The sequence below is a fragment of the Rheinheimera tilapiae genome (assembly GCF_042432165.1).
GTDB lineage: Bacteria > Pseudomonadota > Gammaproteobacteria > Enterobacterales > Alteromonadaceae > Pararheinheimera > Pararheinheimera tilapiae.
This window is the reverse complement of the sequence record NZ_JBHLXP010000005.1, coordinates 100,316-127,193: the sequence shown is the minus strand read 5'-3', so window position 1 is coordinate 127,193 and position 26,878 is coordinate 100,316. Positions and strand designations below refer to the sequence as shown.

Genomic DNA, 26,878 nt, shown 5'->3' with positions numbered 1-26,878 from the left:
TTTCTGGCGGCTTTTTGCTGTCTACACTTGCAGCCGGTTTATGGTGCGGCGGCAGCTTTAGTTTTCAGCATTTCAAAGAAATGTGCGCGGGTTTTCTTTGAGAAGAAGATAAAGAAAAATGACGCGTAAGCATAAGAGATTAAGGTCGCCCAGGCGGCGCCTTCAATGCCCATACGCGGGATCAGCAGAAAGTTCAGGCCCACGTTTAATACTGCGCCAACACCATGGCTGAGCAGGCTCAGCGGTTCATTGCCGGTGATAATTAAATGCTGGCTAATCAGCGCACGGACAAAAACAAAACAACCCGCCCAGACATGAATTTGCAGCACTGTGGTCGAACCGGTGAATTTCTCGCCATAGGCAAACAACATGATCCAATAAGCACTGGCCGTCATGCCGACAGAGATCAGCAGCGCCAGCGAAAAAAACTGCAGACCACGCCGGCGCAAGATCAGCAGATACTGTGGCCAGCTTTGCTCAAAGGCCTTTAATAAATCCGGGTAATAACGAGCAGCTAATGTCACCGGGATCACGTACCACAGCTCTGAAATCCGTGCCACTGCAGTGTACTGACCTGTCGCTGCAACGCCCAACATGCTTTCAATCATGACCGTATCAATTTTCAGATACACTACTGACACGATGCCAGACACCCATAACCAGGATGCGCGTTGTAGCATCGCTTTACCGGCTGGCCAATCAAAAAACTGCCAGTGAAAACGCGCTTCAGGCGGGGTATACCGACGGTACCAGTAATATTGCACCGCGCCGGTCAGCAAAAACTCGATACCAACAATCAGCAATAAAAAGCTGATGCCGGCGCCATGATATAAACCGACAATCCTCACTACCAAGGTCAGCAGTGATACGGCAATTTTTGCCAGCGCCACTGCGCGAAAATGACCAAGATAATTTTGCTGATACTCAAATAAAATCAGCGAAAAAAAGCTTTGCAGGATAAAAAGCACCGATATTTCTATCGGGCCCGCGGCGAAATAATGCGGATAAAACAGCATAAAGCCGGCGATCATCAGCAGACCAAAAATCAATCCGGCAAATAAACGTAGCCACACGGCTGTTTGCAGAAATTGCAACGCTTTGACTGGGTCGCTTTGGGTACTGGCCATTTTTTGCACCAGATTGTTCATACCGAGGTTGGTCAGCGGCGCCAGGAAAGCAGCCCAGACCATCACCAGCCCATAGGTGCCGAGCGCAGAGTCGCCCAGCATCCGCGCCACCATAAAAGTGACCACAGCGCCAGCACCTAGGCGAAAGAAGCGTTCAATCAACAGCACAACTGAGCGTGCTGCTAACACTTTACGAATTTTTTTTAGCACGTTGTTTGGCTTTATAACGTTTCACAAAACGGGTGATCCGCCAAATGTATTGCAGCGACATCGAATACAACGCGAAGATCAGCAAAAATAACAACAACATAATCAGATCTGGCACCATCAGGTATTCACCAACCACACCGATAGTAGCCAACATCGCGGCCAGACTGGTGATCACCACCAGCGCCTGACGTGAATTAAGACCTAAACGCAAGAAAATATGGTGCAAATGTTCCCGGTCAGCAATAAACGGCGATTGCCCTTTGCGGATCCGGCGGATCATAATCGCCACCATATCCATCAGCGGTACGGCGATGACCCACAGCGCGGTGACCGGACGGAAACTGGCACTGTCGCTCTGACTACCAACAATCAGCAGCCAAATCACCGACAGGCCAATTAGCATGCTGCCGGCGTCGCCCATAAAGATTTTGCCTTTGCCTTTACCAACTAAATCGAGGTTAAACATCAGATAGGGGATCAGTGCAAATACCAGCACCATCGGCAACACGGCGTGTTCAAGCTGGCCGCCAATACCCATCATCAATGTCAGCGAAACAAAGCTGACTCCGCTCAGCATCCCCGCCAGCCCATCGATACCGTCGATCATGTTAAAGGCGTTAATTGCGGCAATCACCGCAATCACGGTAAAAGGAATGCCAACATAGCCGAGGCCAACAGCGCCAAGCCCAAACAAATCACCGAGATTACCGACATACAGTTGCAGACCGTACATCATCACCAGCGCGATCATGACCTGCGCCACTAAACGGATTTTTACACTTAAATCAAGGAAGTCGTCAAAAACGCCGAGGATCACAATAGTGCCGCCGCACAGCAGGTAATACCAATGCGTATCGCCGGGCAGGCCGAACACACTCAGGGTGATCGCAACACCGGTAAATACCGAAATGCCACCAATCAGCGGTATAGCGCCGACATGTTGTTTACGGCCATGCGGTTTGTCGACCAGCCCAATACGATTTGCTACTGGGATCAGGATAAAAATTGCGAGCAGGGTTAACACAAATGTGGTGATAAATAACACCATATGTTCACGCATAGAAGATTCCGCTTGGGTCGTGTTGTTCTAGGGGCTGTTGATGTTTGGTGTTTGTTTTTGCAGCAGTTTGGCAGCTATTTCTGCAAGGCAGTGCGAGCGCCGTACGTGGTACCCAGTGTGTTATTCAACACAAACGAGCACTAACGCAGCAGAAAGAGCTGCCAAACGCTGCCCTCCGGGTTCGTTTGGCGGCGCTTTGGGCTTTGTCACTCGTTGCTCGCATAGAATAACTATGCCACGCGCCTCGTTTCGCGCCCAAAACGCCGCCAACTCGAACAAAACTTAACCACCAAGCATCAACAGTCCCTAGTTCTGTTATCGGCCGATTATAGGTGAACAACTTCACGCTTACTATCAGGCACATGTGAAATCAGCAGCTTAACTGCGCTTTATTTCAGCATTTAGGGAAAAAGCCGGGCCTGACTGCGGTGGACTGGTTGTTGCCAACAAGGTTTTGCCAGTATGATCAGGCTATGTCCTGATGCCTGGGGGTCCGATGTCACAACGTCTGTTAATTTTAACTAATATGGGCCCTAAGCCGGCAGCACCTTTTCAAGGTGTATTTGTGCGTAATCAAGTCGAAGCACTGGCCGCATTAAATCCAGCCTATTTTCAGATGGAGTGGCAATGCGAACGGATGCCGTGGCGATTATTACGCTATCCAATTTTTTGGTTGCAGTTTGTCTGGCGCTATGTGCTGAGTCGTCAGCGTTTTGATGTATTGCATGTGCATTTTTTCTATCCGACCATTTGGCTGGCACTGACTTACCGTCTGCTGCGCAATCCAAAGGTGAAAATCGTCGTGACCTGCCATGGCACCGATATTTATGCCTATCAGCCGGAATCGCGGTGGTATAAAGCGGCGGCGGCGCGAGTCGACCAATGGATCTTTGTCAGCGCACAGCTGCAGCAGCGTTTTTTCCGGCAGGACATCCGCGCCGAAGTGCTACCGGCCGGCATTCACGCCTTGTATGGTCAGGTGCCAGCATTGCCGTTGGCAGAAAAAGACATCGATGTGTTGTATGTCGGCACACTGGATTTTAATAAAGGCATGGACCGACTGATTGCGTTATTGCCGGCGCTTGGCGGCAAAAAAGTCGTCGTTATCGGCCATGGCCCATGGCATGCGCAGCTCAGTGCCGCCGCATTGCAATATCCGCAATTGACTCTGGTGTCGGCACAAGGCGCTGCGCAGCTTAAAGATTATTATCAGCGTAGTAAGTTGTTTATCAGCCTGTCACGCAATGAATCTTTTGGCCTGGTGATGACGGAGGCGATGGCTTGTGGCACCCCAGTGGTGGCAACGACCACTGATGGCTCCCGGATGCAGCTCCAGCATGGCATCAACGGCTATCTGATTGATACGCAGGATGAAGCTACGTTACTGCAGGTGCTTGGTGAAAAAATTCAGTTATTGTTAAGTTTGCCGCCGGCAGATTATCAGCAGCTGCAACAAGCTTGTCAGACCAGTGCAAAGCCTTATTTGCTCGACAAAGTCGCAGCCCGATTAACCGAAATTTATCAGCAGCTAACGACCGTACCTGCTGACAACTGAGAGTGTTCTGACATGCTACAACCTGAAGTGGTGAACGTGGGGGGACTGGATGTGATGGCGTTTGCCAGCATGCAGCAATTAGTTGAGTTTATTGTGCATGATGACGGCACTGTGTTCGCAGGCTCCGCCATTGCGATTAATCCGGAAAAAGTCATGAAAGCGCGCGAAGATGCCGCGCTGAAAACCATGTTAAATCAAGCCGAATTGCGTTATGCCGATGGTATGGGCGTGGTGAAAGCGATGCAAAAGAAGCTGGGGCGCAAAGTGGAGCGGGTGCCTGGTTGCGAAACCTGGGAAGCTATTATGTACCGCGCTGCCGCCAAGCAAGTGCCGGTGTTTCTGGTCGGTGCTAAACCTGAAGTGTTGCAGCAAACCCGTGACAAGCTATCCGCTGCCGGTGTTCAAGTGGTTGGCGCGCAGGATGGTTATTTTAAAGACGAGGCGGCGCTGTTGCAGCAAATTCAGCAGAGTGGCGCCAAAATCATCACCATTGCCATGGGATCTCCAAAGCAAGAGCTGCTGATTGAACGGGCAAAAAAGATCATTCCCGATGCCTACTTTATGGGTGTCGGTGGCACCTATGACGTGTTCACCGGCAACGTCAAACGCGCCCCTGCGCTGTGGTGCAAACTGAATCTGGAGTGGGCATACCGCTTGCTCAGCCAGCCGAGCCGAATCAAACGGCAATGGAGTCTGGTGGAATATCTGTGGCTTTATCTGACGGGCAAGTTATAGAATCATCATTCTGACAGCCTCCTGCCAACCCATTGACCGAGAGCAATATTTTGACAGCTGAAACGCCTGAACGCGCACAAACCGTGGCGCCGCTGATAAGCGTATATATGCCGACCTATAATCGCAGCGAGATGATGCAACGTGCCGTCAATTCGGTGCTGGCACAGGATTATCCCAACTTTGAACTGCTGATTGTCGATGACTGTTCACCGGATAACACCTGGCAGGTGCTGAATGAATTGTATGGCGAGCACCCGCAGATCCGGCTGTTTCGCCAGGAAAAAGGTCAGGGTGCCTGTGCTGCACGCAATATGGCGATCAAAGCAGCAGCCGGTGAATTTGTCACTGGTATCGACGATGATGATGAATTTTTGCCAACACGCCTGTCGGGCATGATGGCGGCCTACGATGACCAATATTCCTGTGTTTGTACCGGATATTTTTGGGACTATGGCTCTGTGCGTAAAGCGCTGTACACGGAACAGAAAATTGTCCGGCTGCCGGAAGTGCTGGACGCGCACTGTTTGTCGAATCAAGCGCTGGTTCGCACCAGCCGTATGCTGGCGCAGGGCGGTTTTGACGAAACCCTGGCCGCATTTCAGGACTATGATATGTGGCTGCGGATGGTGGCGGCTTATGGTCCGGCTTTACGTCTGGCGGAGGCAACTTATGTTGTGCATGTCGGCCATGAATTAGGCCGCATTACGACGTCACCGAAACGGTTGAATGCGCAGGCACAGTTTGTCGAAAAACACCGGCCACTGATGAATGAACGCAATCTGCATAATCAGGCATTTTATCGGCGTACGATGCAGCAGGAGCCGCTGTCGCTGGCTGAGTTGATTGGCTCGATGCGCTATGGCCTGGTGGAAACCAAAGTGCGTTATTACCTGAAACACAAAATGCAATGGCTGATTAAAGTACGTAAACAGCTGCTGTCAAAGGGCATCAAAGGCCTGTTTGGACCTAAATAATGCTGACAACCGAACTTGAATTTACCGGCCAGTTGTATCTGGTCGTCCGCCGGTTGAAATGGTGGTTACTGGTCGTTGCGGCGGCCTGTGCACTTGCTGGCGCTGTATATGTCAAACAACACCGTTTTCCGGCCAGTGTCGATGGGCACTTCTCGTTAACGGAGACTCGGGTAAGCTTGCTCGCGGCTGACTATCAGCAGGTTGCTGCCAATACGCAGCTGTTTATCGGCGCGCTGGAAGTCGATGAGTTAGCCCGTTTCAGTCTATTGATTGATAGTGCTACGGTCTGGAATGGCCTGTGGCAGGACAAAACCTGGTGTCAGCAGCAACCTGCCTGGTGTGCGAATGACGCAACTGCTGCAGCAAAACTGTCCAGTCAATGGAAAGCAGCGTTTTCTCAGGAACATAAACGTCGCGGTAACTTATTGTATTTTCGCCTGAAAGCCGAGTCTCCTGAACTTGCTGCCACGCTGCTAGAACAGCTGATCCAGCAGGCAGAACGGCAGGATCAGCAAGAGCGGCTGCAGCGCCTGCACACACAGCAACAACAGTTACAACAAGCGTTGGATAGCGCTGCTACTGTGGGTGAACGGTCGGAACTGACCCGGCTATTGGATCAGAACTTAGCCGCGCAGAATCTGTGGCGTCAGGGCTATTATCCGGCGTTGAAGCCGGTTGCTGCGTTGCAGCAAAAAGCCGCAAAAGCCCCGTCGTTGCTGCTTAGCAGTCTTGCCGCGGCATTATTTGGCACTTTGCTGGCATTGACGCTGGCGTTATTATTGCTGCGAAAATGAGCAGCCCCCAAGCCGTTACGGCGTCGTCGTTACTACAGCCTGCCGCATTGTTGCCGACGCTGCGCCGGTTAGATTTATTGATCCTGCTGCTGGTCAAAACCTATCTGCTGGTCGATGCGCTCAACGGCTTCTTACTGCAGCAATATGGCCAGGGCCTGCCATTGTCGGCGGCGTATAAATCATTGCTGATGGCGCTGATGTTACTGAGCTGTAGTTTGACGCTCGGTCGGCGTATCACGTTATTACCGATGATGATGGCGTTACTGTTGATTGGTCCTGTGATTAGTTTTTTCAGCTTCGGTCACGCCGCCGGACTTAGTTACGATATCGGTATGGTGCTGAAGTTATTGGCACCATTACTGGCAGCCTGGTATTGCTTTGGGTTGTGTCAGCGTGACGCCGGTCTCGCACAGCGTAATCTGCATCAACTGATGTGGCTGGGCTTTAGTATTATCGTAATGAACTTGCTGTTGGGGCGGCTCGGTTATGGTCTATCAGCGTATCTGCCCAGTGACTATTTTCCGGATCAGCAACTCGGTTCCAAAGGTTTTTTTAAAGCAACCAATGAGTTATCGGCGTTATTGCTGGTGTTCAGCGCTTATTTGTTTGCCTGGTATTGGCCACGGCAAAAAGCAGTGTTTGCAATGGTCTTGGCATTGAGTTTGTTTTGCAGCAGCACATTATTGACTAAAACCGGTAATGCCGGTGTGCTGTTATTGGCGCTGCTGATCCCATTTTTACAGGCCCGCTCACTGTGGCAGCCATACCGGCGGTTGATTTTGCTGGCTTTAGCTGGCGCAGCTGTGCTGACGTTGTTATTGGCCTGGCAACTTCCAGCGATTCTGCCGCATCTGCCGTTATCAGAAAAACAGCAACTGGTGCTGCAACAGCAGGGCGCGATTGGCATTGTGCTGTCAAACCGCGATCTGTTTGTGCGGGATAACTGGGTGTTTGTTGAGCAGTATTTTCCGACCTGGCAGCATTTGCTCGGCGTTGGCAACGCAGGCCTGGCACTTTACAGTAGCAAGCCGCTGGCGGAGATAGATCCGGCAGACCTGTTTATCTGGTTCGGTGTGGCTGGTCTTGCTTGGTATTTGCTGTGGTTTGCCGGCGTGATCCGGCTGGCACTGACAGGCTGGCGTCAAGCACCGCAATCTGTTGCCGCCGGTGTGCTGGCGCTGAATCTGCTGTTATTGGTGGTGGCGTCGATGGCCGGGCATGTGCTGACGTCCGGGATGCTGTGGATCCCTTGGGGTATGCTGAATGGCGCTTGGGCACTGTGGATTTCTGCAGAGCAGCGGCTTTCTACAGATCAGCGGTTGTCACCTGAGGAGCATGCACATGCTGCGCAGTGATTTTGTCCGCAAACTGATGAGCAACAGTGTTGCGCAGGGGCTGAACTTCGGCTCGCGCTGGTTGTTAAATCTGGCTCTGGCGCGTCACCTGCTGGAGCAGGAATTTGGCATCTTCAGTTTCATCTATATGCTGGCCAATCTGTTTTTTCCCGCGATTGCCTTTGGTGCCAACTTCTATTTAATCCACCATGCTGCACAACAACGCCATATCAGTCAGTTGCTGCAAAGTCTGCACATCAGTCTGCTGGTTTTTGCCGCTTTGAGTCTGGGTTGTGCGGCGTTGCTGTGGTGGACTACGGCGGAATTGGCGTTGAATTTATATCTGCTCAGTCTGTTGATTGGTTTGAGCTGGGCGCTGAATCAGGCGTGTTTCAGCTATCTCAAAGGCGCACAGCAGTTTGCACTGGAAGTGCGTAGTCAGTTTGTCAGTGTTGCACTGACATTGTTATTGGTCGGCGCTATTTTTGCTGGCTGGTTTACCGCCACCGCCTCTGTACTTGCGATGGTGTTGTTGATCAGCATTTTTCCACTGCTGACTGCAGCCAAGGCGCTGTGGCCAGAGTACAAGAACTGGCGGGCGCAGCCGGTTGTGACCGGACCAGGTCTATGGCAGCAACTGCGTCAACGCTTCAGTTATGCCTGGCATGATGTCTTTGCTATTTATCTGACCAATATCCCTTTTGTATTTTTGGCGCTGTTTAGTACTTTGCTGGCACTTGGACAGTTTCGTAAGGCCTTTGTGCTGTTTATGCCGGTTACTCTATTACCGGTGGTGTTTTCGCAGGTACTGCTGTCTAAACTGAGCCATCAGCCATTACTCGCGGATAAATTGCACTTATTTAAGCGGGTGTTTCTGTTTAGTTTTCCATTGTTAAGTCTGCCGTATTTAGTGTTACTGCTGGCTTGTCCCTGGTTGTATCCGTGGTTGCTGGCGGAGCCGCTGTCGGCGCAGGCACAGTTGATTTGTACTTTGGTGCTGCTGACTTTGTGGCTGACGCTGCTGAAAACTTATTTTGAAGTTTGGATCACGGCATTAGGCTTGAACAAGTGGCGGGCGGTCAGTGTGACGGTGGTGGCGTTGATTGGCTCTGCGGCATATCTGGTTGCTAACCAGCAACTGAGTGCCGAACTTGCCGCCTGGATATTCTTTGCGACCAATCTGTTGGCCGTGTTGTCATTAGTCGTTCTCAGTGGCTACGGTATTCGTCATTACCGACAGCAGCATGAAGCAGTGACACCAACGGCAGAGTGATAATGAGCACAACATATCAATAAAAAAGCCGGGAATTCCCGGCTTTTTATCGCTACGTAGCTTGCCAAGGGGCAAGTCTGTCAGGATTACTGACCAACCACGTTAATCACAGTTTTACCACTGAAATCACAGTTGGCAAAGGCTTTGTGTTTCACCAGGATCACGATGATATCGGCTGCCAGACCTTGTTCCAGCGAAACCAGCTGCGCTTTGCTGTTTAACTTGTTGGTGCTTTCAACGTTTGGCTCTACGGCAAGCACTTTGCCTTCGTAGGTGTCAGCCAATTTGTTGACGATATGCAGCGCCGGACTTTCGCGCAGGTCATCGATATCCGGCTTAAATGCCAGACCAAAACAAGCGACGGATGGCTTATTCAGCGGATGATTCGCCACAGTAGTCATCACTTTTTGCAGCACCCATTCCGGCTTGAAGTCGTTGACTTCACGGGCAGTACGGATAAGACGCGCCTGCTCCGGTGCTGAGTGCACAATGAACCATGGGTCTACAGCGATACAATGGCCGCCAACACCGGCGCCTGGGGTCAGAATATTCACGCGCGGGTGGCGATTTGCCATCCGGATCAATTCCCAAACGTTGATATTGAGCTTGTCACAGATCAGCGACAGTTCGTTGGCAAATGCGATGTTGACGTCGCGGAACGAGTTTTCTGTCAGTTTTGACATCTCGGCGGTGCGTGCATCAGTTTCCAGTAGTTCACCAGCGACAAAGGTACGATACAGCTGTTTAGCCATTTCAGAGCAGGCTGGTGTCAGGCCACCGACGATACGGTCATTAGAAATAAGCTCTTGTACCACTTTGCCTGGTAACACGCGCTCTGGACAATAGGCCACGTGAATGTCCGGGCTGTTTGAATCGGTAGGCAGCGTCAGATCAGGCCGAACTTCTTTAATCCATTTGCACATCAGTTCGGTAGTACCAACCGGGCTGGTTGATTCAAGCACCACCAGATTGCCTTTTGCTAATACAGGCGCAATCGATTTGGCTGCCGCTTCGACATAAGACAAGTCTGGCGACAAATCATCAAAAAATGGTGTTGGAACTGCAATCATAAAGGCATCAGCCGGTGCCGCTTTGGTCTGGGCTGACAGGTAACCACCGGTTACTGCAGCGTTGACCAACAGATCCAGATCCGGTTCGATAATATGAATTTTACCCTGATTGATGGTGTCGACGGCGTGTTGGTTCACGTCGACGCCGATCACCCGCAGTTTGCGTGATGCCAGCATCGCTGCTGTTGGCAAACCGATATAACCCAAACCGATGACTGAAACAGTCTTTAACATAGCGTCACTCCGATTGTTTGCTATTTTTCGTTTATGGTATCACAGCTTAACGCTGGCAGATGATGCGATGCCAGCCCTTGCCGGCATTTTTTTCTCTGTTAAACGCGCTTGTTTCTGCTCTGGGGGAACTTCATACTAAGCTACTGAATTTGATAGGGGAGCTGCTGGTGAAAGACCTGATTGAGCCGTTTTTGTATCCACATAACCTGTTTTTCTGGGGGTTGGTGGTTGCCGCAGTACGGTACCGCAAGCCCGGTTTATGGCTGTTGTTGATCTGGTTTTATGCTTTTGGCAATGGCTGGGTCGCCAATCAGGTCAGGAATTGGTACAACGCGGACATCGCATCGACGCAGTTTCAAGCTGATTTTACGGGTAATTTTGTGTTGCCGGGCTGCGGTGGCACTGAGCAGACATTGCCAGATTGTGCCAAAGCGCGGTTGACCCAACTGGCAGATCTGGTGAACCAAACCTCGCATCAGGCTCCACTAATCCATATCACCACTTTGTTTTGTCAGCCATATCTGGACTATCTGCAACCAATGCTAAAACGTGAGGTGCGGCTGGATTGTTTTCATGGTGGCGCGACCACTTATCATGAGTTTTATACGCTGAACACCCGGCTGGACCATCAGATCCCGCTCTGGTTTGTTACCAGCGATTACCATGCATACCGGGTGCATCAGCTGGCAATGCAATATGGTTTTACTGCGAAGGTGTACGCGGCGCAGAGTTCAACGTTTAAACCGGTGAATTGTGGAGCGACCTGTTTTTTAACGGTGAATCTGTCTAATTTTGATTTGTTCGCCAAACTGACGGCCGAGATCAGCAGCTTTTATGTCTACAAACTGACCCAACGTTTTACCGACTGGTCGAAATAAAAAACCGCCAGGAGCGGTTTTTAACAACGCAATGCGTTGGCCCGATAGGGAAGCGCCATGGATGGCAGCGCATAAAAAAACGCCAGGAGCGGTTTTTAACAACGCGAGGCGTTGGCCTTTAAAGGAAACGCCATGGACGGCAGCGCATAACCGACAATTGCTCCTGCGATGTCGGTGTACCGTCCATCCCTGGACATAAAAAAACCACCGCACTGCGGTGGTTTTTATTAAGTAAAGGTCTCGCAAGACGTTATTTTTTGCCGCGGGCAATGATTTCCTGCGCCATCAGATCCGCTACCACGTTAGTCGGCTGACCGGTCTCGGCGGCACGGGCAAAGACGGTCAGCAAGGTGTCATAAATCGCCAGCACTTGCTTGGTCGACTGCGCTTCATCATAACCTTCCGGCCGGATCTCCATCGAGACATTGATAATGCCACCGGCGTTGATAACATAATCCGGTGCGTACAGAATGCCTTTTTGGCGCAGCAGCTCGCCGTGACGTGCTTCTTTCAGCTGGTTATTGGCGCAACCAGCAATAATGGCGCACTTAAACTGAGGCAGCGTGTCGTCGTTGATGGTGGCACCTAAGGCGCAAGGCGCATAGACATCACACTCGACAGCATAAATGTCATTGAGGCCCACAGCTGTGGCGCCAAACTGACTGACTGCACGGTCTACAGCGACTGGATTGATGTCACTAACAATCAGCTTCACGCCTTCTTTGTGTAAATGCTCGCATAGATAAAAACCAACGCTGCCAAGACCCTGAACTGCAACAGTCCGGCCGGATAAATCATCGGAGCCGAATTTGTGTTTTGCCGCAGCTTTAATCCCACGATAAGTACCGATGGCAGTGAAAGGCCCCGGGTTGCCGCTTTTCCCTTCGAGGCCAGCGACATAAGGTGTCTCTTGATTGACCATGGAAATATCAGCGGTGGTGATGTTGACGTCCTCGGCGCTGATGTAACGGCCGCTCAGTGAATGCACGTATTGCCCGAACTTACGGAACAACGCTTCAGATTTAATGGTTTTCGCATCACCGATGATGACGGCTTTGCCGCCGCCAAGTGGCAAACCTGCCATGGCGTTTTTATAGGTCATGCCACGAGATAAACGTAACACGTCGATCAGGGCGTCTTCATCTGATACATAGTCCCACATACGGCAACCACCGCAGGCTGGGCCTAATGCTGTACTGTGGATAGCGATTATTGCCTGCAGACCGGATTCACGGTCACTGCAAAATACGACTTGTTCATGGTTGTCGAACTCAGGGTGGTTAAATACTGCCACTTTCTTATGCTCCGATTTATGCCAGACAAAGTCTGGGGTAGGGCCGGTTTTTCGCGGCGGAATTTACCACTTTGGGCCTGCCAGTGCTATCAAATCTGTGATAAATCGTCTGGTCATTCCAGTGGATTGTCGACAATATTTGTTGATAGTTGCGAAATCGCAGCTGCTGTCATAAAGTGCGGGTTCAGATTTTTTGCAGGTAAGTAGTATGGACAAGCAACAACAAGCTGCTGAACCGATGACCGAGCAGCAGGTCAGCGAATGGGTGCGCGCCCAGTTCCAAAAAGCCAATTTATTTTTAGCAGAGCAAGGTGTGGTGATGGACTCTGTCGCCGTACAGGAATCACGTTATTTGCCACCTTTTGTCGCGATCTGGAAAATTAATGGTATTGACCGGAAAAGCTATTGGGCGATCAGCGGCGATTTGCCGACTGATGTGATGGCTTTTGGCAGCGCAGCCAATCCGCGTGAAGCGCTGCGGGCCTTTTCGTTCCGTTGGCAGGCGCAAGCGCAGCAACTCATCGACACTGGCATTCGGGATCAGACCGGCGCCGATTACGTCAAGCTGCTGATCAACCGTGCTGAGCAGTTGTATCAGCTGTTTGAAGCGGATGATTTCTGGAATAGTCAGCCAGCTTAAACTAAAAACCCCCGGTTAAGCCGGGGGTTTTGTTATTGATAACACAGCGTACTGACTCGATGTGTTACTCAACAAAATACCAATAACCGAGGTTGATCAGTTCAGTCAATAAACCGGCTCTGTTTTGATCAGCCGCGATCCATTGGCAGGCAGTTTCATCGAGCTGGACCTGTTCACTTAATAACTGGACAAACTGCAACGCTGCGGCCGGCAGCGTGATCGTTAGCCCGTTGATAAACAATTGAATGTCATCAGCAGAACCAGCCTGATGGTAACAAATCCGCAAACCACCAAGGCGGGCCAGTACCGAACCTTCTTCAAGATATTCGATAATTTCATCCACGGCATAATGCGGTTCAGGTTCTGTCGCATCCAGCTCATGTTTGGCATGGCTGATATAACTGCCGAAGTAACTGGCCAGCAAGGCCCGGTTATTGACTAAGCCCAACAGCAACTGCTGCACCTGATCCAAATCGCTGTCGCTGATGCGGCCAATATCCGTCAGTGGCAGTCGCTGCGGATCGGTATAGCGCGAACCGCTTTGGTCCTGTTCAATCAGATAGTCGGCAAGACCGGTTAACAGGTCTTTTTGTGCCGGAGCGCGAAAGCCAACGGAATAACTTAAGCTGGCATCGACTGAAATACCATCATGCGGGCAACCTGGCGGAATATACAGAATGTCACCCGGTTCGGTGATCACATCAATACAATCGACAAAAGGCGTGACCTGCAACAGCCGCGGGTGCGGACAGATCGGCTGCAGACTGGCGTCCGGCATGCCGACACGCCAATGCCGCTTGCCCTGGCCCTGAATGATAAATACATCATATTGGTCCAAATGCGGACCGACACCACCGCCTGGTGTGGAGTAGCTGACCATCAAATCGTCAATGCGCCAGTTCGGAATAAACCGGAACGGTTCAATCAGCTGCGCTGCTTCCGGGTGCCAGTGGTCGACCGCTTGCACCAGCAAAGTCCAGCCTTGTTCGCCAAACGGACTGTAATCCTGAAACGGCCCTGTTTCCAGCTGCCACTGGCCCGGGCTGGTTTGCGCCACGATCCGGGATTCGATTTCTTCTTCGATGGCAAGGCCAGCCAGTTCGTCCGGCGTTAGTGGATCGACGAAGTTGGCAAAACCACCCTTTAACAACACCGGCTTTTTCTGCCAGTATTCGGCCATAAATTCGGCAGCGCTGAGCTGACCTAAATGAAGCTTGTACATAAGCGTTCCTGATAAAAAAGGGCGGTAATACCGCCCTTCAAGTTGTTACTGCAGGCTGTCAACTAGTGCGATGGCGGCGCCGAGATAATTGTCCGGCCGCATTTGTTTCAACTCGGCCTTGGCTGCATCTGGCAGTGCCAGCTTGTCGATAAACAGCGCCAGATCTTCCGGCGAAATCCGTTTACCGCGAGTCAGCTCTTTCAGCTTTTCGTATGGTTTTTCGATGCCGTAACGTCGCATCACTGTTTGGACCGGCTCTGCCAGCAATTCCCAGTTTTGATCCAGCTCGGTCAACAGATTGACTTCGTTGACTTCCAGTTTGCTGATGCCTTTGAGCGTGGCATGGTAAGCAATCAGTGTATATCCAAAACCAACGCCAAGATTACGCAGGACAGTGGAGTCGGTCAGATCACGTTGCCAGCGTGAAATCGGCAGCTTGCTGGCCAGATGCTGGAAAATCGCATTGGCGACACCGAGGTTGCCTTCTGAGTTTTCAAAATCAATCGGATTGACTTTATGTGGCATCGTAGAAGAGCCGATTTCACCAGCAATCGTACGTTGCTTGAAGTGGCCAAGCGCAATGTAACCCCAGACGTCCCGATCAAAATCGATCAGGATGGTGTTAAAGCGGGCGACTGCATCAAACAGTTCAGCAATATAATCATGCGGTTCAATTTGCGTGGTGTACGGGTTCCAGCTCAGGCCCAGGCTGGTAACGAACTGCTCAGAGATTTGATGCCAGTCAAGCGACGGATACGCTGACAAATGTGCATTGTAGTTACCGACAGCGCCGTTAAATTTACCGAGCATTTCTACCGCAGCAACCTGATTACGCTGGCGTTGCAGACGGATATAAACGTTTGCCATTTCCTTGCCAAGGGTGGTGGGAGAGGCCGGCTGACCGTGGGTACGCGCCATCATCGGAATGGTTTTGTACTGCACAGCCAAAGCTTTGATTGACGCAAGTAACTGATCCATCAACGGCAGCAGTACCTGATCCCGCGCGGTCGTTAACATCAGACCATGCGATAAGTTATTGATATCTTCAGAAGTACAGGCGAAATGAATAAATTCGCTGATGGCGGCTAACTCAGTATTACCTGCTACTTTCTCTTTCAGCAGGTACTCGACCGCTTTGACGTCATGGTTGGTTGTGCGCTCGATTTCTTTGACGCGCTCGGCATCGGCCATGCTGAAATTGTCGACAATCGAGTTTAATAACGCATTGGCGCTTTCGGACAACGCCGGGACTTCATTGATGCCGGCGATGGTCGCCATCTGTTGTAACCAGCGGACTTCTACCGTCACGCGGAATTTAATCAGACCAAATTCACTGAAGATATCCCGCAGCTCTGTAGTGCGGCTGCCGTAACGCCCGTCCACCGGAGAAATGGCGGTTAATGCGTTGAGTTCCATGACGACTCCCTTAAGCTAATTGTTGTAAAACTTGCTGAGTTTCGCGCAGTAAATTCTTGCGCTGAAACAGAAAATGATAGCGACGGCCACCCGACTGCCGCCACAATACGGCGGCTCTGACTGCAGACAATAGCAAAGCACGGATCTTCTGCTGCACGGCGCTTTGTTTGAGCTGTTCCGGCACACCTGCGATTTGGATCCGGTTGCCAAGCGGGCTCAAATGCTCGACGTAAATGTCAGCAATGCTGGCGATAATATTGTCATCAGTGACCTGGAAATGCTGTAACTGTTGTTGCAGCCGTTCAATGCGTTTGCCAACAGCGCCGAGACTATCGGTCGATTTATTCAGTAAACGTTCCAGCGCTAACACCGCCATCACATAACGGGTCAGTTCCAAATCTTTACGCGGCTGCTCACCCAGCTGAGCGGCCAAAATATGATAGCCACCTTGCAGATTTGCCAGTTTGCCACCGTAGATATCAATGGCGTCCGCCGGATTTTGTTCAGCGACGCTTTGTAATAAGGTTGACAATACGCCGGGTTCCAGCGCTTCACCACGGGCAATTTGCTGCACGGCGCGTACAGCCAGACATAACGCCGACAGCGCCAGTACTTGGGTCGAAACAGATTGATTCATCACTGTAATGCCTCATCAATGATGCCGCCACCGAGGCAGACTTCGTTCAGATAAAATACCGCTGACTGGCCAGGTGTCACTGCTTTTTGCGGCTCATCAAACATGACTTCAATGTGATCATTGCTCAGTCGGCGTAGTGTGCAAGGGATATCCTGCTGGCGATAGCGGGTTTTGACGGTGCAGCGCAGCGTGTCGGCCGGGCCTTGCCTGTCAACCCAATGCAATTGCGTCGCGGTCAGGCCACGCGACAACAGGCTTGGATGGTCATGGCCTTGCGCCACAATCAGCTGGTTGTTAATCAGATCTTTGCTGACGACATACCACGGATCTTCACCACCATCTTTGGTACCACCAATACCAAGGCCTTTGCGTTGGCCCAGCGTGTGATACATCAGGCCTTCGTGGCGGCCAATTTTTTCACCATCAACCGTGATGATATCGCCCGGTTGTGCCGGCAGATATTTCTGCAGGAAATCTTTGAATTTGCGCTCGCCGATAAAACAAATGCCGGTCGAGTCTTTTTTATTATGGGTAATTAAGCCCTGCTGCTCGGCGATGGCGCGAACCGCCGGTTTTTCCAAATGACCAACCGGGAACAACGTCTGTGCGACGTGTTGTTCGCCGATGGTGTAGAGGAAATAACTTTGGTCTTTATTGGTGTCGAGGCCGCGTAGCAGTTGCCAGTGACCATCCACTTCGCGGCGCTGCACATAGTGGCCGGTGGCGATATAGTCGGCGCCGAGTGCTTCGGCGGCAAATTCAAGGAAAGCTTTAAACTTAATTTCCTTGTTGCACATGATGTCCGGGTTTGGCGTGCGGCCGGCTTTGTATTCGGCGAGGAAATACTCGAACACATTGTCCCAGTACTCGGCGGCGAAATTGACTTTGTGCAGCTTGATACCAAGTGTATCGCAGACTTGCTGCGCATCTTTTAAGTCTTCGGCAGCGGCACAATATTCGTCATTATCGTCTTCTTCCCAGTTCTTCATAAACAGGCCTTCCACCTGATAACCCTGCTGGATTAACAAGTAGGCTGAGACGGAGGAATCAACGCCGCCGGACATGCCGACAATGACTTTTTTGCTGCTGTTTTCTGACATAACCTGCGCTTTGTGGAAAAAAAGAGGCGCGGATTATAGCATCATTTGTGCGCCAACACAGCCTGCGCCGGCGCAAAGGTCGGTCAGACCATCCTGACCATTGGCTGTAATGCATCAAGTGGCAGTCGCACACCTTGCAGGTATTCGCTGATCGCATGGCTGACCAGACTACTACGCACCGGCAGTGCAGCTTGTTGCAGTTCATCAGCGTTCAGCCAATGCAATGCCAGAATATCGGCGTCTTGCGGCTGATAGTGTTCAGGTAAAGTGACCGGTTCAAACACAAAATTCACCCGGTAATAGAAGTGGCCGTTGGCGGCTTGCAGCTGTGAAATACCGAGCCAGGCGGTCGGAGTTAAAATCAGGCCGGTTTCTTCCTGCAATTCCCGTTGCACAGCACTGAATAAGTCTTCGCCAGCTTCGACATGACCAGCTGGTTGATTCAGCACCAGCGCACCGGTGATTTTGTCGCGCTCTTCGACCAGCAAAAAACGCTGTTGATGGCAGACGACCGCAGCAACGGTCAGATGTAGCGATGAACGATCTGGCACTTGTTGATCCCTGTTGAATTTTCTTTGTTATACGGATTAAGCACAGGTCAGTCCACAAAAGGTTTTTCCATGCGCTTGAAAAGCGTACACTAAAGCGCCACTGACAGTCCCTGATAGCAAATTTCACAGCGCACAAAGATGGCCGGGCCTGTACAGGCTCTTCTGCTTGTTGGTCGCTTGCTGCTACACTGTGGCCGTTTTGTTTGGACCGTTTTTTAATTTACCGGTATTTCGCTGCAACGTACCGCTGGATGTGCGTGGCTGCTGCAATAGCGGTGCTTGTCGAGAGCTAGCCAGGACCTGATATGACTACTGAAATTTCTAAAATCATTTATACCCAAACCGATGAAGCGCCAGCGCTTGCGACTTATTCTTTCCTGCCAATAGTGCAGACCTTTGCCAAAGCGGCAGATGTTGTGGTGGAAACCCGTGACATTTCATTATCCGGTCGCATTATTGCGTTGTTTCCTGAATTCCTGAAACCTGAACAGCAACAAGCCGATGCGCTGGCTGAACTGGGTGAGCTGGCAACCAAACCGGAAGCCAACATTATTAAGCTGCCAAATATTAGTGCCTCTGTTCCTCAGTTAAAAGCAGCAATTAAAGAGCTGCAGGCAAAAGGCTATGCGCTGCCGGATTATCCGGAAGAGCCACAAACTGCGTTGGAAAAAGACGTAAAAGCGCGTTACGACAAAGTCAAAGGCAGTGCAGTGAACCCAGTGCTGCGGGAAGGTAACTCTGACCGCCGTGCGCCGCTGTCAGTGAAGCAATATGCCCGGAAAAACCCACATTCGATGGGCGCCTGGTCAAAAGATTCCAAATCACATGTGTCACACATGACACATGGCGATTTTTATGGCAGCGAACAATCTGTAACTGTATCAGCAGCTGGCCCGGTAAAAATTCAGCTAGTACAAGCTGATGGCACTGTCAAAGTGCTGAAAGAAAAAACCAATTTGTCTGCTGGCGAAATCATCGATGCCGCAGTGATGAGTAAGACTGCTCTGCGCGAATTCCTCGCAGTTGAAATCGCCGATGCCAAAGCCAAAGGCGTGCTGTTCTCAGTGCATCTGAAAGCGACGATGATGAAAGTGTCTGACCCAATCATGTTTGGTCATGTTGTGACTGTGTTCTTCAAATCAGTGTTTGATAAGCATGCAGCATTGTTCGCCAACTTAGGCGTAGACGTGAACAATGGCCTTGGCGATTTACTGGCGAAGATCCAGCAATTGCCGGAGACGCAGCGCGCTGAAGTCGAAGCCGATCTGCAGGCAGCTTATGCCGCGCAGCCGGGTGTGGCGATGGTGAATTCTGATAAAGGCATCACCAACCTGCACGTTCCAAGCGACGTCATTATCGATGCGTCAATGCCAGCGGCTATCCGCAGTTCAGGTCAGATGTGGAACGCGGCCGGCAAGTTACAAGACACTAAATTCGTGATCCCGGACCGCTGCTATGCCGGCGTTTATCAGGAAACCATTAGTTTCTGTATCGCCAACGGTGCTTTTGACCCGCGCACTATGGGTTCGGTACCGAACGTGGGCCTGATGGCGCAAAAAGCTGAAGAATACGGCTCACACGACAAAACTTTTGAGATCCCAGCTAGCGGTACTGTACAGGTCGTCGATGCTGCCGGTGCGGTATTAATGAGTCATGTAGTCGAAGCCGGCGACATCTGGCGGATGTGCCAGACTAAAGATGCGCCGGTACAGGATTGGGTGAAACTCGCAGTCAGCCGTGCTCGTCTGTCCAATACGCCAGCGGTGTTCTGGTTAGACGCTAATCGGGCCCATGACGCGCAAATCATTCAGAAAGTGGAAACTTACCTGAAAAACCATGATACCAGTGGTCTGAATATTCAGATCATGTCACCGGAAGCGGCCACGCGTTTTAGTCTGGATCGGATCAAACAAGGTCTGGATACGATTTCTGTGACTGGTAACGTACTGCGCGATTATCTGACGGACCTGTTCCCAATTCTTGAGCTCGGCACCAGCGCCAAAATGCTGTCGATTGTGCCACTGATGAATGGTGGTGGTCTGTTCGAAACTGGCGCTGGTGGTTCAGCACCTAAACATGTTGAGCAGTTTGTCGAAGAGAACCATTTACGTTGGGATTCATTGGGTGAATTTCTGGCGCTGGCTGCATCGCTGGAACATTTAAGTCAGGTGTCGGGCAACGCGCGTGCCCAAGTGCTGGCAGAAACGCTGGACCAGGCAACGGCGAAGTTCCTCGATAACGACAAATCACCAACCCGCAAGTTGGGTCAGCTGGATAACCGTGGTAGCCATTTTTATCTGGCATTGTACTGGGCGCAGGCTGTTGCCGCACAGAGCAAAGATGCGGCACTGGCGGCCCGTTTTGCACCACTGGCGAAGACACTGAGCGAACAGGAAGCTGCAATTGTTGCTGAGCTGAACACAGTGCAGGGCAAGGCAGTGGATATCGGCGGCTATTACCGTCTGGACGATGCTAAAGCCAGTGCCGCACTGCGGCCAAGTGCGCTGTTAAATGCCGCGTTAGCCGCGGTCTGAGCCGTCGGTCAGTCGTAAAATACAGAGGGCACCTTCGGGTGCCTTCTTTATTTGCTGGACGGTATTGCACGAACTGCTACTGACTGGCTATGCGGCTCACCAGAAATAATCTCAAGATGGATTAAAGCGGGAGGAGGGGCTAAAAAACAAAAACGGCCGTGATATCGGGGGTATCACAGACCGCTTTCACAGGCAGTTGGCCTGTCGCCGCACTTGAGCTGGTTGACGCCCTGCATCGTCAGTTCGCCTCAGTGGTTATTCAGGTTTTTCACCTTCTGGCAGTGCAATATTCACTGCATGCAGACCTTTCGGTCCCTCTGACAGTTCAAATGTAACGTCTTGACCAGCTTTCAGTGTCCGGTAACCATCCATGCTGATGGTGGAGTAGTGGGCGAAAATGTCTTCGTCACGACCCTCTTCACGGATAAAGCCAAAACCTTTGGCATTGTTGAACCATTTTACTTTACCGGTAGCCATACTACTTACTTCCTTCTCTTCGTTAGCTAAAATCTGTATTCTTAGGTTCGGAGTTATTGCCGTGCGCAATGCTCCAAAAATTACTGTAGATAATTTGCGCAACTAGTCAAGTTTTTTACGGAAGTAAGACCACTTGAAATGCGGCAGAATCAACACAACATCCTTTGATGGAAGCAACAGGCGTGACTATAGTCTATGAGCAACACTAAATTTGGTGACGGACATTCCGAAGGGCTGGCGGAGCTGATACGACAGAAAGTCGAACCCCCGCCGATGTATAAAGTGGTGTTGCACAATGATGATTACACCCCGATGGATTTTGTCATCGACGTGCTGACCCGGTTTTTTAATATGCAATATGAAAAAGCCAGCGAAGTGATGTTGCAAGTTCATTACGAAGGTAAAGCGGTCTGTGGCGTGTTTACTGCAGGCATTGCCGAAACCAAAGTTCAGCAGGTCAGCGAATATGCCAGAGAACATGAACATCCGTTACTTTGTACTATGGAGCGTGCCTGACTGTAGTCTCTCAGCTTTTTATAACTCAGGTGGATTGGGAGTTGTCTTATGTTAAATAAAGATCTTGAGTTAACGCTGAACCTGGCATTTCGCTTTGCCAGAGAACGCCGCCACGAATATATGACCGTCGAGCACCTGCTGCTGGCTTTGCTTGATAACCCTGCTGCCGGTGATGCATTAAAGTCCTGCGGCGCTAATATTGAACGTCTGCGCCTTGAACTGGCCAATTTTATTGACTCCACCACGCCGCTCATCCCTGATGGCGACTTAGAGCGTGATACTCAACCAACCCTCGGTTTTCAACGCGTATTGCAGCGCGCGGTGTTTCATGTCCAATCGTCTGGTAAATCTGAAGTAACCGGCGCCAATGTGCTGGTGGCAATCTTTAGTGAGCAGGAATCGCAGGCGGTATATCTGTTGAAAAAAACCGATATCAGCCGCCTAGATATCGTTAATTTTATCTCCCACGGCGTGATCAAATCGGAGAAACTTGAACAATCCGACGAGCAACAACAAGACGAAAACGGGGAAGTCGCCGTTGAAGACAATAAATACCTGGAAAATTTCACATCAAATCTGAATGTACTAGCTAAGAATGGCCAGATAGACCCGTTGGTTGGTCGCGATATGGAATTAGAACGCACCATTCAGGTGTTGTGTCGCCGTAAGAAAAATAACCCGCTGTTGGTTGGTGAAGCCGGTGTCGGTAAAACTGCTATCGCGGAAGGCCTGGCATTTCGTATCGTTCAGAATCAGGTTCCTGAAGTCATCGCCAATGCGACCATTTATTCCCTTGATATGGGCGCGCTATTAGCCGGCACTAAATACCGCGGTGATTTTGAAAAGCGGTTGAAGTCGTTATTAAAAGAAATTGAACGCGAAAAAGACGCCATTTTATTTATCGATGAAATCCATACGGTGATCGGCGCCGGCGCAGCCAGCGGCGGTGTGATGGATGCATCGAATCTGATTAAGCCGTTACTGTCGAGCGGGCGTCTGCGTTGTATCGGTTCTACGACTTATCAGGAATTCAAAAGTATCTTTGAAAAAGATACTGCACTTGTGCGGCGCTTCCAGAAAATTGATATCACAGAGCCGAGTGTCGACGACACCACACAAATCCTACAGGGATTGAAAGAGCGCTACGAACAGCACCACGGCGTGCGTTACACACAAAAGGCCTTACGTGCCGCTGCAGAGCTTTCAGCGAAGTATATTAATGAACGGCATCTGCCGGATAAAGCCATTGATGTCATTGATGAAGCAGGCGCCAGCCAACGTATGCTGCCGGCTTCGAAACGGAAAAAAGTGATTAACGTGCCAGAGATTGAGCACATTATCGCGAAAATGGCGCGGATCCCGGAAAAATCTGTTTCTGCGTCAGACAAAGACGTGCTGGCGAACCTCGATCGGAATCTGAAGCTGGTGGTATTTGGTCAGGATGCGCCGATTGAAGTGCTAACTTCCGCCATCCGCTTGTCGCGTTCTGGTCTTGGCAATGAAGAAAAACCGATCGGTAGTTTCTTGTTTGCCGGACCGACCGGCGTCGGCAAAACTGAAGTCACCAAACAGCTGGCGCGGATCATGGGCGTCGAATTGCTGCGCTTTGATATGTCCGAATACATGGAACGTCATGCGGTCAGCCGCTTAATCGGTGCGCCGCCGGGTTATGTGGGGTTTGAGCAGGGCGGTTTGCTGACTGATGCGGTGTCTAAACATCCGTATTCTGTTGTGTTACTGGACGAGATCGAAAAAGCGCACAGTGATATTTACAATATCCTGCTCCAAGTGATGGACCACGGTACGCTGACCGATAATAACGGCCGGAAAATAGACTTCCGTAACGTGGTGCTGGTGATGACGACGAATGCCGGTGTGCAGGAAACGGTGCGCAAAACTATCGGCTTTAAACAGCAGGATCATAGTCACGACGCGCTGGCCGAAATCAATCGTACTTTCAGCCCGGAATTCCGTAACCGGCTTGATGGCATCATCTGGTTCCAGCATTTAAGCCGTGACATTATTTTGCAAATCGTCGACAAATTTGTCTGTGATCTCCAAGTGCAACTGGACAAAAAACAAGTGCAAATGGAACTCAGTCCAACCGCGCGGCAATGGCTGGCGGACAAAGGTTACGACCAAGCGATGGGCGCTCGGCCAATGGGACGGGTTGTGCAGGAACAGCTGAAAAAGCCGTTAGCCAATGAGATCCTGTTCGGCCGTTTGAGCCATGGTGGTGAGGTACGGATTGATCTGCACGGTGACGAACTCAGCTTCGATTATCATGAAGACGCAGCGGTCGTTTGATTTAACCGAGTCGCCAAGCTGAAAAAACAAAACCCGGCCATGCCGGGTTTTATTTTGCTGGTTCTTCACAGCAGTTTGGTACTCAACGTTGACGGAAGACGATCCGGCCCTTGGTTAAGTCATAAGGCGTCAGTTCAACCGTCACTTTGTCACCTGTCAGGATGCGGATGTAGTTTTTGCGCATTTTCCCAGAAATATGCGCGATGACCACGTGACCGTTTTCGAGTTCTACCCGGAACATGGTATTTGGCAAGGTTTCAAGGATGGTGCCTTGCATTTCAATCACGTCTTCTTTCGCCATGCAGCGTACGAGCCCCTTCAGATTTTAATTTAAACAGAAAAAAACAGCGCAGATTGTGCCGAAAAGCCGGCGATAAGTAAAGCGACAAGCAGTGATTTAGCAAAAAGTTTGCCATTCATCCTGAATAAGACGCTGTTGTGGCCGAAACTGGCTTTTATAACGCATTTTATCGGAGTCACTGACCAGGTAACCGAGATACAAATAAGGTAACTGTTGCTGACGGCATAATTCGGTGCCGGCTAATACTGCCAGAATACCAAGCGCCAATGCATGTTCAGGCTGATAAAAACTATAGACGGCGGATAAGCCTTCCGGCAGATGATCCAGTACCAATACGCCAACCAGTTCACCATCAACATATTGTTCCAGCGTACTCACCGGTAACCAGTGACAGTTCAGCAATTGTTGCAGGTGCTCGGGGGCTGGCGGGTACATCACGCCCTCGGAGTGGCGTGCGCTGATATAAGCTTGATAGAGCGGAAAATAATCACAGAGTAACGGCTGTTGTTGCCAGCGCCAACTCCAGTTCAGTTTAGTTGCCTGTTGTTGTAACCGACGTTGGCTACGGTTCAGTTTTAAAGTACTGACATCAAGCCGGACTGCCTGACAAGCCTGACAATTCAGACAATAAGGCCGATACAGCTGTTCACCACTGCGACGAAAGTTATGCTCGGTTAGCCATTGATATATTTCTGGTGACAATGGTTGGTCCGGCAGACTGAATAGCAGACGTTCTTGTTGTTCCGGTAGATAACTGCAATGGTGCGGCTGGCTGACGCCTAGTAAAAATTTATCACTCATTGCGCACGAATCAATGACGGAATGGCGCCGGTCTGCCACAAACTTGCGGGAATTGGCTGCGAAGCCTGTTGTTGCAGGAGTTGCAAATACTCATGCCTGGGCTGTGTTGAAGCGCCGCATTGTAATAAAAAAGCGTTGGGGAGCTGGCAATCAATCCAGCCGAGGCCAAATGACTGCAAATAGTGCTGTAGCTGCACCAGAGCCAGCTTGGCGGCATTAGGCACCAGGTTAAACATCGATTCACCACAAAATAACGCCCCGACCTGCACGCCGTACAAACCACCGACTAACCTGTCTTGTTGCCAGACTTCCAGACTATGCGCGACGCCGGCGTGATGTAACGCGATATAGGCTTGCTGGATGTCGTCCGAGATCCAGGTGCCACGCTGGCGGGCCCGCGGTGCTGCACATGCAGCAATCACTGCAGGAAAAGCCTGATCACAGCTGAAGTGATATTGATGTTTTTGCCAGTCTTTACGCAGGCTACGGCCAGCGTGCAGGCTTCCGGGCCGGAATACAGCCCGGGTGCCCGGTGACCACCATAACAAAGGGTCACCGTCTCTGAACCATGGAAAGATACCTTGGTGATAAGCTTGCTGCAGCCGCGCGACTGATAAGTCACCACCAAAGGCAAGTAATCCGTCTGGTTCCCTTAGCGCTGTCTCAGCAGCAGGGAACCAGAGAGAGTCTGCATCCAGTTCTGGCAGCCACAGCGTCATCGCAGTTTTTACTTGGCTAAGGCGTCGAGATAACGTTCTGCATCCAGTGCAGCCATACAGCCGGTGCCGGCTGACGTGATGGCCTGGCGATAGATGTGGTCACTGACGTCACCCGCCGCGAATACCCCAGGAATACTGGTTTGTGTCGCGTTGCCATGCAGGCCGCTTTGGACTGCCAGATAACCACCGTTCATCTCAAGCTGTCCGGCAAAGATATCGGTATTTGGTTTGTGACCAATGGCGATAAATACGCCTTGCAGCTCGACTTGCTCGTCGGAATGACCGTTGGTCGATGACAGCCGGACGCCGGTGACGCCATTGTCATCGCCCAGCACTTCTGCCAGTTCACGATGGGTATGCAGCACAATATTGCCGCTGGCAACTTTGGCATTTAAACGGTCGATCAGAATTTTTTCCGCTTTAAAGCTATCCCGGCGATGGATCAGGTGTACTTCTGCAGCGATATTCGACAAATACAGGGCTTCTTCCACTGCGGTGTTGCCACCGCCGACGACCGCCACTTTTTGCTTACGGAAAAAGAAGCCATCACAGGTTGCGCAGGCAGATACGCCACGACCGCTGAACTTAGTTTCAGATTCAAGTCCGAGGTATTTGGCCGATGCACCGGTTGCGATGATCAGTGCATCACAACTGTACTGACCATTGTCTCCGGTCAGCAGGAAAGGGCGTTGTTGCAGGTTCACGGTATGAATGTGATCAAAGACGATTTCAGTGTTGAACGTTTCAGCGTGTTCACGCATCCGCTCCATCAGCGCTGGTCCGGTCAAACCATGTGGGTCGCCAGGCCAGTTCTCAACTTCTGTGGTGGTGGTCAGCTGACCGCCTTGCTGCATCCCCGTCAGTAACACCGGTTTTAAGTTGGCGCGGGCGGCATAAACAGCTGCGGTATATCCGGCCGGTCCTGAACCGAGAATGAGCAGGCGGCTGTGTTTTGGATTTGACATGAATATCCCCGAGATAAATCTGAACAAGATAAGGCTTGGTCTCTACGTGGGGCCGATTCTATTGGATTGCAACCGGAAGTCAAAGTCGGGGACTAAATTTATTTCGGCCTGACTGTAAAGTCGGGACTGCTGTGCTAATTTAGCCTCATTAGGT

At 51.0% G+C, this 26,878-nt stretch carries 25 protein-coding genes; 11 read left to right on the top strand and 14 right to left on the bottom strand.

The genetic code is table 11. From position 1 onward, the window contains the following. Positions 1 to 38: 38 nt before the first annotated feature. Together ACFFJP_RS16835 and wecA are read right to left on the bottom strand one after the other, a co-directional pair. Positions 39 to 1,337 carry a flippase gene (locus ACFFJP_RS16835; RefSeq protein WP_377246846.1) on the bottom strand — a complete coding sequence of 433 codons (1,299 nt, stop codon included), beginning with the start codon at positions 1,335 to 1,337 and terminating at the stop codon, positions 39 to 41. Further along, a complete protein-coding gene (wecA, locus tag ACFFJP_RS16830; protein ID WP_377246843.1) occupies positions 1,318 to 2,397 on the bottom strand; it encodes a UDP-N-acetylglucosamine--undecaprenyl-phosphate N-acetylglucosaminephosphotransferase in 1,080 nt (359 codons plus the stop codon). The genes ACFFJP_RS16835 and wecA overlap by 20 nt, the downstream gene beginning before the upstream one ends. A 565-nt stretch (positions 2,398 to 2,962) precedes the next feature. Here wecA and ACFFJP_RS16825 point away from each other — a divergent pair. The 6 genes from ACFFJP_RS16825 to ACFFJP_RS16800 are packed head-to-tail and all read left to right on the top strand — an operon-like array spanning position 2,963 to position 9,062. Further along, positions 2,963 to 3,952 carry a glycosyltransferase family 4 protein gene (locus ACFFJP_RS16825; RefSeq protein ID WP_377246840.1) on the top strand — a complete coding sequence of 330 codons (990 nt, stop codon included), beginning with the start codon at positions 2,963 to 2,965 and terminating at the stop codon, positions 3,950 to 3,952. 12 nt (positions 3,953 to 3,964) lie between these two features. Then, on the top strand, positions 3,965 to 4,687 hold the full coding sequence (locus ACFFJP_RS16820; RefSeq protein ID WP_377246837.1) for a WecB/TagA/CpsF family glycosyltransferase: 723 nt from the start codon (positions 3,965 to 3,967) through the stop codon (positions 4,685 to 4,687). Between the two features lie 32 nt (positions 4,688 to 4,719). Further along, positions 4,720 to 5,661, top strand: coding sequence for a glycosyltransferase (locus tag ACFFJP_RS16815; RefSeq protein ID WP_512700577.1), 942 nt, complete (start codon positions 4,720 to 4,722; stop codon positions 5,659 to 5,661). After that, a complete protein-coding gene (locus ACFFJP_RS16810; protein WP_377246831.1) occupies positions 5,661 to 6,455 on the top strand; it encodes a hypothetical protein in 795 nt (264 codons plus the stop codon). The genes ACFFJP_RS16815 and ACFFJP_RS16810 overlap by 1 nt, the downstream gene beginning before the upstream one ends. Then, positions 6,452 to 7,810: an O-antigen ligase family protein gene (locus ACFFJP_RS16805; RefSeq protein WP_377246828.1), complete on the top strand. Its 1,359-nt coding sequence runs from the start codon at positions 6,452 to 6,454 to the stop codon at positions 7,808 to 7,810. Before ACFFJP_RS16810 ends, ACFFJP_RS16805 begins: the two co-directional genes overlap by 4 nt. Beyond that, a complete protein-coding gene (locus ACFFJP_RS16800) occupies positions 7,797 to 9,062 on the top strand; it encodes a lipopolysaccharide biosynthesis protein (RefSeq protein WP_377246825.1) in 1,266 nt (421 codons plus the stop codon). The genes ACFFJP_RS16805 and ACFFJP_RS16800 overlap by 14 nt, the downstream gene beginning before the upstream one ends. Positions 9,063 to 9,148: 86 nt before the next feature. Here ACFFJP_RS16800 and wecC read toward each other — a convergent pair whose 3' ends face one another. Continuing rightward, positions 9,149 to 10,366 (bottom strand): UDP-N-acetyl-D-mannosamine dehydrogenase, encoded by a 1,218-nt coding sequence (gene wecC, locus ACFFJP_RS16795; RefSeq protein WP_377246822.1) that lies wholly within the window; start codon positions 10,364 to 10,366, stop codon positions 9,149 to 9,151. Between the two features lie 167 nt (positions 10,367 to 10,533). Between wecC and ACFFJP_RS16790 the strand changes: the two genes are divergently transcribed. Then, positions 10,534 to 11,244 (top strand): hypothetical protein, encoded by a 711-nt coding sequence (locus tag ACFFJP_RS16790; RefSeq protein ID WP_377246819.1) that lies wholly within the window; start codon positions 10,534 to 10,536, stop codon positions 11,242 to 11,244. A 250-nt stretch (positions 11,245 to 11,494) separates the two neighbouring features. Here ACFFJP_RS16790 and ACFFJP_RS16785 read toward each other — a convergent pair whose 3' ends face one another. Then, entirely contained in the window at positions 11,495 to 12,538 is a 1,044-nt protein-coding gene (locus ACFFJP_RS16785) for a Leu/Phe/Val dehydrogenase (RefSeq protein WP_377246816.1), read from the bottom strand. A 208-nt stretch (positions 12,539 to 12,746) separates the two neighbouring features. Here ACFFJP_RS16785 and ACFFJP_RS16780 point away from each other — a divergent pair, with 208 nt between their 5' ends. Then, positions 12,747 to 13,178: a DUF4826 family protein gene (locus tag ACFFJP_RS16780; protein ID WP_377246813.1), complete on the top strand. Its 432-nt coding sequence runs from the start codon at positions 12,747 to 12,749 to the stop codon at positions 13,176 to 13,178. A gap of 64 nt (positions 13,179 to 13,242) precedes the next feature. On the opposite strand, the gene ACFFJP_RS16775 is transcribed toward ACFFJP_RS16780, so the two are convergent. The 5 genes from ACFFJP_RS16775 to ACFFJP_RS16755 all read right to left on the bottom strand — a co-directional run bounded on the left by ACFFJP_RS16775 (position 13,243) and on the right by ACFFJP_RS16755 (position 18,104). Further along, positions 13,243 to 14,400: a ribosomal protein uL16 3-hydroxylase gene (locus tag ACFFJP_RS16775; RefSeq protein ID WP_377246810.1), complete on the bottom strand. Its 1,158-nt coding sequence runs from the start codon at positions 14,398 to 14,400 to the stop codon at positions 13,243 to 13,245. Positions 14,401 to 14,445: 45 nt separating this feature from the next. Beyond that, positions 14,446 to 15,816: an adenylosuccinate lyase gene (gene purB, locus ACFFJP_RS16770; protein WP_377246807.1), complete on the bottom strand. Its 1,371-nt coding sequence runs from the start codon at positions 15,814 to 15,816 to the stop codon at positions 14,446 to 14,448. Between the two features lie 10 nt (positions 15,817 to 15,826). Then, complete coding sequence (gene hflD, locus ACFFJP_RS16765) at positions 15,827 to 16,453, bottom strand: high frequency lysogenization protein HflD (protein ID WP_377246804.1); 627 nt, start codon at positions 16,451 to 16,453, stop codon at positions 15,827 to 15,829. After that, a complete protein-coding gene (gene mnmA / locus ACFFJP_RS16760; protein WP_377246801.1) occupies positions 16,453 to 17,553 on the bottom strand; it encodes a tRNA 2-thiouridine(34) synthase MnmA in 1,101 nt (366 codons plus the stop codon). Before mnmA ends, hflD begins: the two co-directional genes overlap by 1 nt. A gap of 83 nt (positions 17,554 to 17,636) precedes the next feature. After that, complete coding sequence (locus ACFFJP_RS16755; RefSeq protein WP_377246798.1) at positions 17,637 to 18,104, bottom strand: NUDIX domain-containing protein; 468 nt, start codon at positions 18,102 to 18,104, stop codon at positions 17,637 to 17,639. A gap of 305 nt (positions 18,105 to 18,409) precedes the next feature. On the opposite strand from ACFFJP_RS16755, the gene ACFFJP_RS16750 reads away from it, so the two are divergent. Then, complete coding sequence (locus tag ACFFJP_RS16750; protein WP_377246795.1) at positions 18,410 to 20,638, top strand: NADP-dependent isocitrate dehydrogenase; 2,229 nt, start codon at positions 18,410 to 18,412, stop codon at positions 20,636 to 20,638. A 255-nt stretch (positions 20,639 to 20,893) separates the two neighbouring features. Here ACFFJP_RS16750 and cspD read toward each other — a convergent pair whose 3' ends face one another. Continuing rightward, on the bottom strand, positions 20,894 to 21,115 hold the full coding sequence (gene cspD, locus ACFFJP_RS16745) for a cold shock domain-containing protein CspD (RefSeq protein ID WP_031570768.1): 222 nt from the start codon (positions 21,113 to 21,115) through the stop codon (positions 20,894 to 20,896). 195 nt (positions 21,116 to 21,310) lie between these two features. On the opposite strand from cspD, the gene clpS reads away from it, so the two are divergent. Together clpS and clpA are read left to right on the top strand one after the other, a co-directional pair. Next, positions 21,311 to 21,631, top strand: a complete 321-nt coding sequence (clpS, locus tag ACFFJP_RS16740; protein WP_377246792.1) for an ATP-dependent Clp protease adapter ClpS — start codon at positions 21,311 to 21,313, stop codon at positions 21,629 to 21,631. Between the two features lie 48 nt (positions 21,632 to 21,679). Next, positions 21,680 to 23,938 (top strand): ATP-dependent Clp protease ATP-binding subunit ClpA, encoded by a 2,259-nt coding sequence (gene clpA, locus ACFFJP_RS16735; RefSeq protein WP_377246789.1) that lies wholly within the window; start codon positions 21,680 to 21,682, stop codon positions 23,936 to 23,938. 82 nt (positions 23,939 to 24,020) lie between these two features. Here the strand turns inward: clpA and infA are convergent, their stop codons facing one another. The 4 genes from infA to trxB form a co-directional block, all read right to left on the bottom strand. Continuing rightward, positions 24,021 to 24,239 (bottom strand): translation initiation factor IF-1, encoded by a 219-nt coding sequence (gene infA, locus ACFFJP_RS16730; protein ID WP_377246786.1) that lies wholly within the window; start codon positions 24,237 to 24,239, stop codon positions 24,021 to 24,023. A gap of 96 nt (positions 24,240 to 24,335) precedes the next feature. Then, on the bottom strand, positions 24,336 to 25,040 hold the full coding sequence (locus tag ACFFJP_RS16725; RefSeq protein ID WP_377246783.1) for an arginyltransferase: 705 nt from the start codon (positions 25,038 to 25,040) through the stop codon (positions 24,336 to 24,338). After that, positions 25,037 to 25,759, bottom strand: coding sequence for a leucyl/phenylalanyl-tRNA--protein transferase (gene aat / locus ACFFJP_RS16720; protein ID WP_377246780.1), 723 nt, complete (start codon positions 25,757 to 25,759; stop codon positions 25,037 to 25,039). The genes ACFFJP_RS16725 and aat overlap by 4 nt, the downstream gene beginning before the upstream one ends. An 8-nt stretch (positions 25,760 to 25,767) precedes the next feature. Continuing rightward, the gene (gene trxB, locus ACFFJP_RS16715; protein ID WP_377246777.1) at positions 25,768 to 26,724 is read right to left on the bottom strand and encodes a thioredoxin-disulfide reductase; all 957 of its coding nucleotides are present in this window, start codon (positions 26,722 to 26,724) and stop codon (positions 25,768 to 25,770) included. Between the last annotated feature and the right edge of the window lie 154 nt (positions 26,725 to 26,878).